Below are 13,259 nucleotides of genomic sequence, written 5' to 3'. Positions count from 1 at the left end.
GCTGTGCATTAGGCAGCCCGAGAGACGATCTGGAGAATAACAATGAGTTCACAGAATGCCGATGCGCTTGCGCAAGGCCTTAAGCCGCGTCATGTTCGGATGTTATCGATTGCCGGCGTGATAGGTGCCGGGCTGTTTGTTGGATCCGGCCACGCGATTGCCGAAGCGGGCCCTGCCGTGCTATTGGCCTACATCGCGGCCGGTACGCTGGTGGTATTGATTATGCGGATGCTGGCCGAAATGGCCGTCGCCTCACCGGATTCAGGATCCTTTTCCACTTACGCCGATAAATCACTCGGCCGCTGGGCCGGCTTCACCATTGGCTGGCTTTACTGGTGGTTCTGGGTATTAGTGATCCCTTTAGAGGCCAATGCTGCAGGCACGATTCTGCACAGTTGGTTCCCGCAGGTTGAGGTATGGGAATATACCTTTGCCATCACCCTGTTCTTGACCGTAAGCAATCTGTTTAGCGTGAAGAATTACGGTGAGTTTGAGTTCTGGTTTGCGTTGCTCAAAGTGATCGCGATTGTCGGCTTCCTGATTGTCGGCAGCCTGGCGGTCTTCGGCCTGATGCCGGGAAGCAGCACCCAGGGGATTTCACATCTCTATGACACGCACGGCTTTATGCCTAACGGGATTGGTGCAGTGTTAGCGGCCATTCTGACCACCATGTTCTCCTTTATGGGCACCGAGATTGTTACTATCGCCGCGGCGGAATCACGCGAGCCGAAAAAGCAGATCACGCAGGCCACCAACTCAGTGATCTGGCGTATTGCACTGTTCTACCTGCTGTCGATTTTCATCGTCATCGCGCTGGTGCCGTGGAATACCCCATCCTTGATGAAAGCCGGTTCGTACCAGACGGCCATGGAGATGATGAACATTCCTTACGCACGGCAAATTGTGGATGTGGTGGTGTTGATCGCGGTGTGCAGTTGTCTCAACTCTGCACTCTATACCGCTTCCCGCATGCTCTATTCACTGTCTCGCCGTCAGGATGCACCGGCTGCTGCGTCAAAAACCACGCGCAGTGGTACACCATGGGTGGCAGTGATTGCCTCAACCGCTGCCGCGTTTCTCGCGGTTATCGCCAACTATCTGGCACCGGCAGCAGTGTTTGAGTTCCTGCTGGCAAGCTCGGGCGCTATTGCCTTGCTGGTTTACCTGGTGATTGCGGCTTCACATCTGGTGTTGCGTAAGAAACGCGAGGCGCGTGGCGAGACGTTGAGCTACCGGATGTGGCTGTTCCCGGGATTAACCTGGGCAACCATGGTCTTTATCGTGGGGGTATTGGTCTCGATGCTGTTTATGCCGGCACATCGCTCTGAAATCATTGCCACCGGTCTTTTAACCTTGGCGGTGTTAGTCACCAGCCGCATCGTGCACCGCAAACGCGCCTTGCGGGAGCGTGAGGCGTTGGTGGCGTTACGTTCATAACGCCTGATGATTCCGGGCAAGGATGCCCAGAAACATTACTCATACTGCACGTCGATGCTGATCGATTCTTCCGGCACGTTGATCACCACAAGGCATTTATTCCACACCGGCTTCCCGTCAGTCATCTCGTTCTCGACGAAATAGTTCTGAAAATCTTTTAGCGCTTCGGTTAAATCGCCAATCGCCTGTGCATCAGGTTCAAACCAATCCGGCTCGCCATTTTCATCGAGATAATCAAACTGATATTCCCCGCCTTCGTCATCGGCAAACAGTTCGGCTTTAACAATCAGTTCGCGTGCACCTTGCGGTCCACAGCTAAAAACGATCTGCGCAATACGGCGGTATAAGTCTTCATATGTCATGACAATTCATTCCCGTTTTATGTGAGTCTCTATTCGTCGCGTGAGCCATTGATGGCATGACAACGTTACCGAGGGCTCTTATTGACTTTATAGCTGATGAGAAGAGAATGAGGCTCTTCGAACAGTAAGTTGAAAAAAATGGAGTTTATCATAGCCTGTTCCGCGCGTTTCTCCCGTGTTGCCACCGTGAAAAAAACTGTCACGCTGTGGGTTGCCGCACTGCTATTAGCCAGCTGTAGCTCTGAGCCACCTAAGTCACTGGTGACGCCACTGCCGACGGTTACGCCTAAACCTCAACCCACTCAGCCCGTCCCCCACGCGGAACCGGTGCGCGGCGTGTGGCTCACCACCGTGTCGCGCCTGGATTGGCCACCTGTCGCTTCGGTGAATGCCAGTCCGGCCAGTCGCATCAGCCAACAGCAAAAGGCGCTGACCGACAAGCTGGATAAGCTTAAAAGTCTCGGCATTAATACGGTATTTTTCCAGGTCAAGCCCGACGGCACCGCGCTATGGCGCTCCAAAATTTTGCCATGGTCCGACATGATGACGGGAAAGATCGGGGAGGATCCCGGCTACGATCCGCTGCAATTTATGCTGGATGAAGCGCACAAACGCGGTATCAAAGTGCATGCGTGGTTCAACCCTTACCGGGTTTCAACCAACGTAAAACCCTCTACGGAAAGAGAGTTAAACAACACGCTATCACTCCACCCCGCGAGCGTATTTGTGTTGCATCGCGATTGGATCCGCACCGCGGGTGATCGCTTTGTGCTCGATCCGGGCATTCCTGATGCACGCGACTGGATCACCAGCATCGTCGCCGAAGTGGTGTCGCACTACGCTATCGATGGCGTGCAGTTTGATGATTATTTTTATACCGAATCAGCGGGTTCAACCCTCAATGACAACGCAACATTCCGCCAGTACGGCCAGGGATATTCGTCCAAAGCTGACTGGCGCCGACATAATACGCAGCAACTGATTGAGCAGGTTTCGCGCACCATTAAGCAGTTGAAGCCGAATGTCGAATTTGGCGTTAGCCCGGCTGGCGTGTGGCGTAATCTGTCGCACGATCCCGCAGGCTCCGACACGCGCGGTGCTGCGGCCTATGATGAAGCTTACGCCGATACGCGCCAGTGGGTGCAGATGGGCTTATTAGACTACATCGCTCCGCAACTTTACTGGCCGTTTGCGCGCCAGGCCGCACGCTACGATGTGCTCGCCCACTGGTGGGCTGATGTGGTGAAACCCACGCATACGCGACTCTATATCGGCGTGGCGCTGTATAAAATCGGCGAAACCTCCAAAATGGAACCGGACTGGACCGTTAATGGCGGCGTACCCGAGTTAAAAAAACAGCTCGACCTCAATGAGTCCGTTCCACAAATTAACGGCACCATTCTGTTCCGCGAGAATTATCTCAACCAGCCGCAAACGCAGCAGGCAGTGGATTATTTGCGAAGCCGTTGGGGGAGCTGATCTTCAAAATAACGCCGAGAGTTTAATTTCTCTCGGCATCGTTGACGCTGTAAAACTCAAGTATTAATCAATAAAACCGGTTTTTATTCGCACAGACAAGAGCCTTGATATTTTTATTCTGAACGATCACTCTTCTATGGTACATCTGACACTCTTGTAACACTTGAACAAACGTTTCCATACTCTCAACACTTGAAATTGAATTACGGTACATTGCGTTATTCATTTCGTATTCACCCACAATAGACTTTAGCCTTTGCACTAATGAACCGTCACGGATAAAAGCATGTAAAGCGGGTGATATCCAATACGCTAACTCAACGATATCCGCAATTTTCTCTTCCAGACAATGTATTACTGAAGATCGATCAATAAAATAGGCATCTTTCCAGATCGGTTCGTTATGCGCTACGCGATTTCTCAACACCCTGACGGCTCCCACTCTGCGACGAATAATATCACGTTGTTTAAACTGTCTGTTTTTACCTGTTACCATCGGCATTTTCTTGAACGCAGTGGCGAAACCCTTTGGCCAAAGATATCCCTTACTGGCATCACCATCATAAAAACTCTTATCGAGGATATGCTCCCATACACTGAAATCAGTCTGAGAAATAATCTGATCCAACGTAGGAGTGGCTAATGTATCTTTGCCTAATTTTTTCTGCAGCATCTTCCGCGCGTTTCTTTCAGCTTTTGCTATGCCACTCTCAAAACCTTTAATTTGAGCAGACTTAACCAGCTTATCTGTGCCAACACATTTAACATCAGCATTTATCTCACAGATCAAACTATAGGGGATGACGTTAAACCAATGTACATTATGTTCAGTTGTAATATGTTTCTTACCTGCTTCGTTTATGGCATTACGTAAAGCGACTTCAATCAATTGCAGCAGACTACAAAAAGCACCTGACAATTCAAGATTCCAGCTATATAGACCAAATAACTCCGCATCATCAGCAATAGAAAATGTGGAACGATAGCTTGAGAGGCGAGCAGACGAGGTCAGTTTTACCATATCGGTAAAATCAAAATTCTTTGGCATGTGACGCGTTATCCAATATCCATATCGAAGAAGACGTTATACCGCTGATAGCGCTTCGGTGATATTGCAATCCTTAAATTATGCGAATAGAATTCCATTTGTAGCTAGTCTGACGTTCTTCTCCCGACGCGTGCGGTGCCAGATCCAAGACATGAAGCGCAAGAATCAATGCCCCAGCCTGGCTGGGGCTTCTTGTTTCTACAGTGCCATCAACGCTATCACCCCTGATCCACGCCCGCCGATGCCTCTTCACTCTGCATTAAGGCAAAAAACGATTCCAGCTCGCGCAGCATCATCGATGCGGCGATAGACAGCTGCCGCTGCGGTGCCACACACAGCGACAACGTGAAGGGTTTCAATACCGTGTCGATGAGCGGGATAAACTTCAATTCACCGCGCCGATACTCATCCACAATATCCAACCAGCACATCAAACTGATGCCGACATCATCGCGCACCAGCGAGCGCAGCATATGAATATTATTGGTGCGGCCAACTTCATTCAGGCGAATACCGGAACTGTTTACCAATGCTTCCAGCGGGTCGGCTAACATCAGGGGCGCGGCAGGGACGATAAACGGCCAGGATTCACAATGGCTAAAACGAATGGATTCCAGCTTCGCCAGGGGATGATGACTGCTGACCACAATCCCCAATCGTAAATCAGCAAAAGACTTTACCAACAGTTCACGCGAACTTTGCGGATTTAACATGATGCCGAAATCTGCATCACCGGCGGTGAGCGCATTGGCGATATGAATGTTGCTCATGGTGGTGAGCGTAAAGGAGATACCGGGGTACTCTTCACGAATCCGTTGCAGGATCGAGGAAAAAAAGCCGCGATTAATGGCGTCTATGGTGGCGATATGTACATGCCCGTGGCGTAAACCGCGCAAATCATCCAGCTGGGTACAAACTCGTCCAAACTCGCGCTGCCAGTTTTTCGCCGCATTGAGCAAGATCTCCCCCGCCGCCGTCATACGTAATCCTGATGGATGACGTTCAAACAGCGGCATATTCAGCTGCTCTTCAACGCGCAGTATCTGCCGATCAATCGATGAGGCTGAAACGTGCAACACCTCCGAAGCCTTGCGCAGTGAACCCTGGCGCGCCACTTCGGTGAAATACAGCAAAAATCGGGAGAAGGCGAACATAGTGGGTGCTCTCTTTTTGCAACACATCATGCGAATTAAACAGATGGACGCTTACACTACGGCAAAATAATAATCACAGCCATGATAAAAACAAGGGTATGCGCGGCCACTCAGCTGATGACATCCCTGTTCAGACAGGCTGATTATGAAATCGACAACCCTGGCTGTCACCGTCATCGCAAAGCAGTTAAACGGTGCTGGCAATGTTTTACTCACGCTGGGCAGTGCTAGCGGTCAATCGCTACCGCATTTTACGCCGGGCGCGCATATTGATGTGCATCTGCCCTTTGGCAGCACTCGCCAATACTCTCTGTGCTCCACTGTCAACGACGCGCACTATGAAATCTGTGTGCGACTGGATCAGGCTTCCGCCGGCGGCTCACGCTGGCTGCATCAGCAGCTTCAAATCAATGATGTGCTAACCATTTCGGCTCCCCGCAACCATTTTCCTGTACCCCACGCCCCGCGCATCCTGCTGTTTGCGGCAGGTATTGGCTTAACGCCCTTGCTGGTGATGGCTGAGGCGCTGGCTGTTGAGCAAACTGACTTCGTCCTGCACCTGTATTTAAAACAGCAGGACGAGCTGGCTTTTGCTCAGCGTCTGGCGCGACTTGGCGACCGCGTGATGATCCACTACAGCACGCAGGGCGACAGTTTGCGCCACCGCATCCCCGCCGATCTGACTTGTTCGGAAAATAGCGCGTTAGTTGCCTGTGGCCCATCGGGTTTTATGGCACATCTGCAACATCTGGCGTTGGAATATGGCTGGCGCAGTGAGCAGATGCATAGCGAACGTTTCAAACCTGACGCGGCCCCACGCCTGCCGGGCGACAGCTTTGAAATCGAAATCGCCTCTTCGGGTACACGTTTTACTGTGGGCAAAGCACAAAGCATCGCCGAGGTATTAGAAAACGCGGGAATAGACATTGAACTGTCCTGTGAACAGGGAATGTGCGGTGCCTGTATTACCGGCGTATTGTCAGGCGAACCCGACCACCGTGATGAAGTATTAAGTCAGCAAGAGCGTGCGGCCAATGATTGCATCGTCCTGTGCTGTTCACGTGCTCGTACTCCGTTGCTGGTGCTTGACCTATGAAGACCTATACGGGCGCAACCGGAGCGCGTTTACCTCGCTGGCTATTGCCAGATAACTGGCCGATGAAGGGCAATCAGCCACAACTCGCCACGCTACATTTTCATGCCGATGGGTTACAACTTGAACCCGATGAGACACTGCATCCCGACTATCTGACACTCAACGGCGCGTTGGTGCTGCCTGCGCTGATCGAGCCACATGCGCACCTTGATAAAACCTTCACCGTTGAACGCAGTCCGGCACAGCAACCCGGTTTACTGGCCGCCATTGATGCGATGCATCAGGACCGGGTGCACTGGAGCCATGACGATTTACACCAGCGCGCTCAACAAGCATTAAACTGGGCTGCTCAAAGTGGCGTCAGCCTGCTGCGCACCCATGTTGACTGGTTCACCGCCGATGCGCCGCTAGCGTGGCAAGTTATTGGCGATCTTCATCATCCGCTGTGTCAGATCGAGCGCGTCGCCCTTGCCCCACTGAGTTTCTTCGCCGATGCCGCAGATGCCCAACATATCGCCGCACAGGTCGCTGTCAGTGGTCCGAGTGCGCTACTCGGCGGGTTTATTCACAGCAGCAATTGGGACGCGCAGGCCTTTACCCATTTAATGCAAGCCGCCGAGCAGTGGCAGCTGAACATTGACCTGCACATTGATGAAGAGCTGAACGCGGATGCGCAAGGGATGCGCTGGCTGGCGAACTATCTCCACCAGCACCCTTTCAGTGGCAGCATCACCTGCAGCCACAGTTGCGCGCTGTCGCAACAGGACGATGCGTTGCAGATACTCGACCAGCTAGCACAGCAGCGCGTGACGCTGATCGCCCTGCCGCTAACCAATTTACTGCTACAAGACGCCGTTCCCGATCGCACGCCGCGTCAGCGCGGTTTAACGCTGGTGAAAGAAGCACTGGCGCGGGACATGCCGGTGCTTTTGGGCGCCGATAACGTGCAGGACGCCTTTTGCCCTTTTGGCAGTTACGACCCGCTGGATACGCTATTTAGTGGCTTGTTAAGCCTGCAGCTGGGCGCTGCCTTCGATGTAGCTTCCCAACTTATCTGCCATCCGCAGGCTTTTTATCACAACGATTTAGTGATTTTTCCACAGGCCGATGTTGCCAGCTGGCCGTTGCGTCAGCGTCAGCGCTATCGGTTAAAACAGGGTGTCCGTTATGGAGACGAAACCAATGGCGCTTGATGAGGGAGCGGGAAAACCGCTGGCAAAATATGCCGCGTGGCGACGCGTGGGTGACTTTATCTTTCTCTCCGGCATTATTCCGGTGAACCCGCAAACTGCCACCATCGTGCGCGGTTACGGCGATATTCCGGAAGCCGCTCAGCTACTGCTGGGGCGCACCGGCGAGTTCTCCACGGACATTAAAGAAGGCCCGATTCTGGCGCAGAGTTGGTACGTGCTGGAGAGCATCCGCACCACTATTGAAAGCGCCGGCGGCCAGATGAGCGATGTCTTTAAGCTGGTGCAGTACTTCCGCAATCTCGACCATTTCCCGCATTACAGCCGGGTGCGCAAGCAGTTCTTCCCCGATGAACCGCCGGTTTCCACGGTGGTGCAGGTCAGTGAAATGCTGCCCAGTCCGGACGTTTTAATCGAAGTTGAAGCCACGGCGTGGTTGCCGCAATAACACGAGGAAGCACTATGTTGCATGGTTACATTCCGGCAAACCGTTTTTTGCCGTATCTGAGCTGGACTGATATCGCCACGCTGGATGACAAAGCGAATACCGTTATTGTGCTGCCCACTGGCGCGATTGAGCAGCACGGCCCGCATTTACCCTGCGCGGTGGATAGCGTGATTTCCTCTGGCGTGGTGGGTCACGCGCTGGCGCGGTTACCTGCCACGATACCGGCTTACGCCATTCCGCCCATCACCTATGGCAAATCTGATGAGCACCTGCACTTTCCTGGCACGCTAACGCTAACCGGTGAAACCTTGCTGCACACTATTTTGGAAATCGGCGAGTCACTGTATCGCGCCGGTTTTCGTAAGTTTTTGATGGTGAATGGCCATGGCGGTCAGCCACAGCCGTTGCAGATGGCGGCGCGCGAACTGCGCCTGCGTCACGGCGATATGATCATCATCATGCAGGACACCTTCAAGGTCCCGAACTGCGCCGAGAGCTTTATGGATGAAAAAGAGCGACAAATGGCGATGCACGCCGGGCACGCTGAAACCGCGCTGATGCTGGCGCTGGCACCGGACACCGTGCAGATGAGCAAAGCCGTGGCGAATTATCCGCCTGAATTCCCCTGCCCAACGCTCTCCACCAACAAGCCGATGGCGGCGTGGGCCTCTTATGATTTTGGTCCAAGCGGAGTGATTGGCGATCCGTTGCCTTCCACTCCTGAGCAAGGTGCCGCCATTCTCGATTCTCTCGCCGAAAGCTGGGCGCAGGTGATCACTGAAGTGCACCAGATGGTCTGGGTGACACGCGCCGAACCGGCGTGGGGCACAGGCCAATGGCAGGGCAAGGTATTAGATCACAACGACGCTGCATCACTATTACAACCGCGCTAAACGGGAATCGACGATGATGAAAAAATTGAGCATGGTAGCCGCACTTTCACTGGTGCTGTCGGCCCAGGGCATGGCGGCTGAACCCTTTACCTTTATGACCAACTGGTATGCCCAGGCGGAACATGGCGGCTTCTATCAGGCGCAGGCACAGAATCTGTATAAAGAAGCCGGCCTGGACGTCACGATTAAAATGGGCGGCCCGCAGGTGCACACCATGCAGTTGATGGCAGCGGGTCAGGCGGACTGCATCATCAGCGATAATATGCAGGCGCTGGAATCGTGGCAGCAAGGTGTTGAAGCCGTGCCCGTCGCGACCACCTTCCAGCATTCGGCCATCGCATTTCTCACCCATCCCGATGTGAAAGATAAAGCCGATCTGCAAGGTAAAACCTTCCTGCTTGCCGCAGAGGCTTACACCTCCTACTGGCCGTGGGCACAAAGCGCGCTAAACCTGAAAAATGCCCGCGTACGTCCGTACACCTTCAGTATTCAGCCATTCCTTGCGGATAAAACGCTGGTGCAACAGGGCTATATCACCTCTGAGCCGTTTGCAGTGCAAAAAGCCAATGCCCAGGCCAATGTCTATCCGATCAGTGACTGGGGCTATCCCCCTTACGGCAACAGTATTGTTTGCATGAAATCGACCATCGAGAAGCGTCCACAGGCTGTCGCCGCGTTCGTTAAAGCCTCGATGCAAGGCTGGAAAAATTATCTGCAGGATCCCAGCGCAGGCAACGTGCTGATCAAGAAAGAAAACCCACAGATGAGCGATGAACAGATTGCCTTCGGTATCGCACAGATGAAGAAATATCAAATGGTGACCGGCGGCGATGCGCAAACGGGCGGCATCGGTATCCTCACTGAGCCTCGTCTGAAACAGACCTGGCAGTTGTTGGTGGACAACAAGCTAATCGATCCGGCTAAAGTCCCGTTTGAGGGGAGCTATACCTTGCAGTTCATTAAAGACGTCAAGGTCATGCCATGAACACCGCCAGCAAATTAACCTTAAGAAATACGGATAGCCAACCGGTGCCGCTGCCTGCGGCACCGCCGGCCATTGAGGTACTCTCAGCGGAAAAGATCTACCCCAATGGTACACGTGCGCTGCTGCCAGTGGACCTCACCATTCGCCAGGGTGAATTTGTTTCGCTGCTGGGGCCCTCTGGCTGTGGCAAAAGTACCTTGTTGAAGATGATTGCCGGGTTGATTGAACCAACGGATGGAAAGTTGATGCTGTTCCGTCGCGATCGTCGGGAAAATCAGCGCGATCTGCCGCTCTCATTTGTGTTCCAGGAAGCCACGCTGATGCCGTGGAGCACGGTACATAAAAATGTGCGCTTGCCGCTGGATTTAGCCGGCGTGCCACGTGCTGAAGCCGATACCCGCGTGCGTGAAATCCTCGAACTGGTCGGGCTGGGCCAGTTTGGCCATGTGCTGCCGCGCGAACTCTCCGGTGGCATGCAGATGCGCGTATCGATTGCGCGCGGCCTGGTCACGCGGCCCAAAGTGCTGTTAATGGATGAACCTTTTGGCGCGCTGGATGAGATTACCCGCAATAAACTCGACAGCGATTTACTGGATCTGTGGCAGGAACAAAAGCTCACTGTGGTGTTTGTCACCCACTCGATTCAGGAAGCGGTGTTCCTGTCGCAACGCGTGATCATGATGGCGGCGCGTCCGGGGCGCGTGGTCGATGATATTCGCATTGATACCACTCAAGCCCGCGATGATGAATTCCGCGTCAGTCAGCCATTCACCCAATATGCGCAACAGCTGCAGCGCGGTTTGCTGGCAGCCAGTCAGGAGAGCAAACCATGAAACCGCTCGCAACCAGTCACAGATTCCAACAATGGTTATTCCCGGCAATTGTCGCCATTGCCCTGCTGTTGCTGTGGCAATTTCTGGTGACTACCTTTAAGGTGCCGACCTTTCTGGTGCCTTCACCGATCGTGGTCGCGCAAAGTCTGGTGCAAAACTTTCCAACCTTGTTCATGTCGTTGCTGTATACCCTGAAGATCACCGTAATCTCCTTCGCGGTCGCCATTGTCATCGGGTCGATCATTGCCTTTCTGCTGGTGCAGAACCGCTTTATTGAAACGGCGTTGTTTCCGTATATCGTTTTTCTGCAAGTCACGCCGATTGTCGCCATTGCACCGTTGATCATCATCTGGGTAAAAGACACCACGCTGTCCCTGGTGGTGTGCGCCACACTGATGGCAGTGTTCCCGATCATTTCTAACACCACGCAGGGCTTACGCAGCGTTTCACCCGGTTTGTTGAGCTATTTCAAACTCAACCATGCATCACGCATGCAAATTCTGCTGCGTCTGCGCATTCCTTCGGCGCTGCCTTACTTCTTCGGCGCGTTACGCATCTCCAGCGGTTTATCGTTGATTGGTGCCGTGGTGGCGGAGTTTGTCGCGGGCACCGGTGGCACGGATACCGGGCTGGCTTACCAGATTTTGCAGGCCGGCTACCAGCTTAATATTCCGCTGATGTTTGCCGCACTGTTGCTGATCTCTCTGGCTGGATTCCTGCTGTTTGCCTTGATGTCGTGGCTGACACGTCGGGTGCTGGCCGCCTGGCATGAGAGTGAGCTGAGTCCAGGTTAATCGACGTGGCGGCTGATGATTGCCGTTGCACATCGCTCTGATTTACATCAGGCGCGGCCTTCAGGTCGCCCTCCCCAAAATATGCATAGGATGTCCACATGTCTGATTCCGATCGCCAGTCTGCACTGGCGGCGCTGGTCGCGGCGTTGCCTGAACTTGACTGGATTAAAGCAGCGCCCAAGGTCAAACGCCTGTCACGAGATTTCCACTGGTTCAGCCCGGTGCTTAAACCACAGCTGGAAGAGAAATTTGCCGAACTGGCGGTGCGCCCGCGCGATGAGACCGAACTCGCTGCGGTCGTCGCCGCCTGCGCCAAAGCCCGCGTACCGCTTAATTTGCGCGGCGGTGGCACCGGTAACTACGGTCAACTGATCCCGCTGGATGGCGGAGTGATGGTGGATATGACGCGCCTCAACGCCGTCGCGGCAATGGGCAGCGGCACGGTGCGAGCACAGGCGGGCATTCGGCTCGGGGATTTGGAAGCCTACACGCGCCCGCATGGCTGGGAGTTGCGCTGCATGCCGTCCACCTGGAAACTGGCCACATTGGGTGGGTTGTTTGGCGGAGGATTTGGCGGTGTAGGATCGATTAATTACGGGCCGTTGGCCGCGCCGGGCAACGTGTTGTCGGTAAAAATGATGACCATGGAAGAGACGCCACGCATCATTCATTTGCAGGCCCCGGATGCGCTGCTGCTGCATCATGCCTATGGCAGTAATGGCATAGTGCTTGAGATCGAACTGGCACTGGCTCCGTGCCATGACTGGATTGAGCGTCTCGATACCTTCACCGATTTCGCTGCTGCGATGCTTTCGCCGATGCGCTGGCGCGTTCACCGGGTCTGGTGAAACGCCAGATCGCGGTGTTTGCTGCGCCGGTGCTGGATTACTTCAGCGATTTGGCCGATGCCAACGTCAGCGGCATGCACGGCGTGATTTCAGTGGTGGGCAGCGAAAGTGACGCTCTGCTGCCCACGATGCTGACGCAGCATGCCGGACACAATGCACTGCGCTATGCCGAGGGTGAAAACAGCGGTCATTCACTGATTGAATATTGCTGGAACCACACCACATTGCAGGCACTCAAAATCGATAAAACCCTGACCTATCTGCAAACTGCGTATGCGGCTGACGATTACCACCAGCAAGCACTGGCGATGGAAACACAATTGTCGGATGAAGTGATGTCTCATATTGAGTTTCTGCGTGATATGAACGGCACACTCACCTGCAGCGGATTGCCGCTGGTGCGTTACAGCACGGAGGAGCGCTTGAATGCGATCATGGATATTTACCGCAGCCAGGGTATTAAAATCAATAATCCACACGTGATTCATATCGAAGATGGCAAGCAAGGCATGGTGCGTGCCGATGTGGTGGCGATGAAACGCGCCTGCGATCCGCATAATTTATTAAACCCCGGTAAACTCCGCGGCTGGGAAGTGCGGGAAACCTTACCGGACGTACATATTCCGGGCGTGAATGAATAGGTTTATGACGACAAAACTGAATGTGGCTATTCAGCGTATTGTTAAAAGCTC

12 protein-coding genes and 1 pseudogene are annotated in these 13,259 nt (G+C 53.7%); 10 read left to right on the top strand and 3 right to left on the bottom strand.

Going from position 1 to position 13,259, the window contains the following annotated elements; all coding sequences use genetic code 11:
* The first annotated feature begins 36 nt into the window (after positions 1 to 36).
* Positions 37 to 1,437: a GABA permease gene (gene gabP / locus HA45_RS05105; RefSeq protein ID WP_240629302.1), complete on the top strand. Its 1,401-nt coding sequence runs from the start codon at positions 37 to 39 to the stop codon at positions 1,435 to 1,437.
* Between the two features lie 35 nt (positions 1,438 to 1,472).
* On the opposite strand, the gene HA45_RS05100 is transcribed toward gabP, so the two are convergent.
* Positions 1,473 to 1,799 (bottom strand): hypothetical protein, encoded by a 327-nt coding sequence (locus HA45_RS05100; RefSeq protein WP_100703954.1) that lies wholly within the window; start codon positions 1,797 to 1,799, stop codon positions 1,473 to 1,475.
* Positions 1,800 to 1,937: 138 nt separating this feature from the next.
* Between HA45_RS05100 and HA45_RS05095 the strand changes: the two genes are divergently transcribed.
* Positions 1,938 to 3,278, top strand: coding sequence for a glycoside hydrolase family 10-like protein (locus tag HA45_RS05095; RefSeq protein WP_100703955.1), 1,341 nt, complete (start codon positions 1,938 to 1,940; stop codon positions 3,276 to 3,278).
* 67 nt (positions 3,279 to 3,345) lie between these two features.
* Here HA45_RS05095 and HA45_RS05090 read toward each other — a convergent pair whose 3' ends face one another.
* Both HA45_RS05090 and HA45_RS05085 read right to left on the bottom strand, forming a co-directional pair.
* Positions 3,346 to 4,326 (bottom strand): Abi family protein, encoded by a 981-nt coding sequence (locus HA45_RS05090; protein ID WP_100703956.1) that lies wholly within the window; start codon positions 4,324 to 4,326, stop codon positions 3,346 to 3,348.
* 218 nt (positions 4,327 to 4,544) lie between these two features.
* Positions 4,545 to 5,480, bottom strand: a complete 936-nt coding sequence (locus HA45_RS05085) for a LysR family transcriptional regulator (protein WP_100703957.1) — start codon at positions 5,478 to 5,480, stop codon at positions 4,545 to 4,547.
* A 145-nt stretch (positions 5,481 to 5,625) separates the two neighbouring features.
* Between HA45_RS05085 and HA45_RS05080 the strand changes: the two genes are divergently transcribed.
* The 8 genes and pseudogenes from HA45_RS05080 (at position 5,626) to HA45_RS05045 (ending at position 13,208) form a co-directional block, all read left to right on the top strand.
* Positions 5,626 to 6,576, top strand: coding sequence for a PDR/VanB family oxidoreductase (locus HA45_RS05080; protein WP_162288442.1), 951 nt, complete (start codon positions 5,626 to 5,628; stop codon positions 6,574 to 6,576).
* A complete protein-coding gene (locus HA45_RS05075) occupies positions 6,573 to 7,769 on the top strand; it encodes an amidohydrolase family protein (RefSeq protein ID WP_100703959.1) in 1,197 nt (398 codons plus the stop codon). The genes HA45_RS05080 and HA45_RS05075 overlap by 4 nt, the downstream gene beginning before the upstream one ends.
* Positions 7,759 to 8,214 carry a RidA family protein gene (locus HA45_RS05070; protein ID WP_100703960.1) on the top strand — a complete coding sequence of 152 codons (456 nt, stop codon included), beginning with the start codon at positions 7,759 to 7,761 and terminating at the stop codon, positions 8,212 to 8,214. Before HA45_RS05075 ends, HA45_RS05070 begins: the two co-directional genes overlap by 11 nt.
* A gap of 14 nt (positions 8,215 to 8,228) precedes the next feature.
* Positions 8,229 to 9,107 carry a creatininase family protein gene (locus HA45_RS05065; protein WP_100703961.1) on the top strand — a complete coding sequence of 293 codons (879 nt, stop codon included), beginning with the start codon at positions 8,229 to 8,231 and terminating at the stop codon, positions 9,105 to 9,107.
* A 13-nt stretch (positions 9,108 to 9,120) separates the two neighbouring features.
* On the top strand, positions 9,121 to 10,092 hold the full coding sequence (locus HA45_RS05060) for an ABC transporter substrate-binding protein (RefSeq protein WP_100703962.1): 972 nt from the start codon (positions 9,121 to 9,123) through the stop codon (positions 10,090 to 10,092).
* Positions 10,089 to 10,925, top strand: coding sequence for an ABC transporter ATP-binding protein (locus HA45_RS05055; RefSeq protein WP_100703963.1), 837 nt, complete (start codon positions 10,089 to 10,091; stop codon positions 10,923 to 10,925). The genes HA45_RS05060 and HA45_RS05055 overlap by 4 nt, the downstream gene beginning before the upstream one ends.
* On the top strand, positions 10,922 to 11,719 hold the full coding sequence (locus tag HA45_RS05050) for an ABC transporter permease (RefSeq protein ID WP_100703964.1): 798 nt from the start codon (positions 10,922 to 10,924) through the stop codon (positions 11,717 to 11,719). Before HA45_RS05055 ends, HA45_RS05050 begins: the two co-directional genes overlap by 4 nt.
* 98 nt (positions 11,720 to 11,817) lie before the next feature.
* Positions 11,818 to 13,208, top strand: a pseudogene (locus tag HA45_RS05045) (FAD-binding oxidoreductase).
* The last annotated feature ends 51 nt before the right edge of the window (positions 13,209 to 13,259 follow it).

The organism is Pantoea rodasii, assembly GCF_002095465.1.
GTDB lineage: Bacteria > Pseudomonadota > Gammaproteobacteria > Enterobacterales > Enterobacteriaceae > Pantoea > Pantoea rodasii.
Note: the sequence above shows the minus strand (reverse complement) of the source record. Positions and strands in the feature narration are given on the sequence as shown.

What these genes read in the sequence shown, in the direction of transcription:
- HA45_RS05100 (WP_100703954.1), bottom strand. Translation starts at nt 1,799, where the DNA reads ATGACATATGAAGACTTATACCGCCGTATTGCGCAGATCGTTTTTAGC.
- HA45_RS05095 (WP_100703955.1), top strand. Translation starts at nt 1,938, where the DNA reads ATGGAGTTTATCATAGCCTGTTCCGCGCGTTTCTCCCGTGTTGCCACC.
- HA45_RS05090 (WP_100703956.1), bottom strand. Translation starts at nt 4,326, where the DNA reads ATGCCAAAGAATTTTGATTTTACCGATATGGTAAAACTGACCTCGTCT.
- HA45_RS05085 (WP_100703957.1), bottom strand. Translation starts at nt 5,480, where the DNA reads ATGTTCGCCTTCTCCCGATTTTTGCTGTATTTCACCGAAGTGGCGCGC.
- HA45_RS05080 (WP_162288442.1), top strand. Translation starts at nt 5,626, where the DNA reads ATGAAATCGACAACCCTGGCTGTCACCGTCATCGCAAAGCAGTTAAAC.
- HA45_RS05075 (WP_100703959.1), top strand. Translation starts at nt 6,573, where the DNA reads ATGAAGACCTATACGGGCGCAACCGGAGCGCGTTTACCTCGCTGGCTA.
- HA45_RS05070 (WP_100703960.1), top strand. Translation starts at nt 7,759, where the DNA reads ATGGCGCTTGATGAGGGAGCGGGAAAACCGCTGGCAAAATATGCCGCG.
- HA45_RS05065 (WP_100703961.1), top strand. Translation starts at nt 8,229, where the DNA reads ATGTTGCATGGTTACATTCCGGCAAACCGTTTTTTGCCGTATCTGAGC.
- HA45_RS05060 (WP_100703962.1), top strand. Translation starts at nt 9,121, where the DNA reads ATGATGAAAAAATTGAGCATGGTAGCCGCACTTTCACTGGTGCTGTCG.
- HA45_RS05055 (WP_100703963.1), top strand. Translation starts at nt 10,089, where the DNA reads ATGAACACCGCCAGCAAATTAACCTTAAGAAATACGGATAGCCAACCG.
- HA45_RS05050 (WP_100703964.1), top strand. Translation starts at nt 10,922, where the DNA reads ATGAAACCGCTCGCAACCAGTCACAGATTCCAACAATGGTTATTCCCG.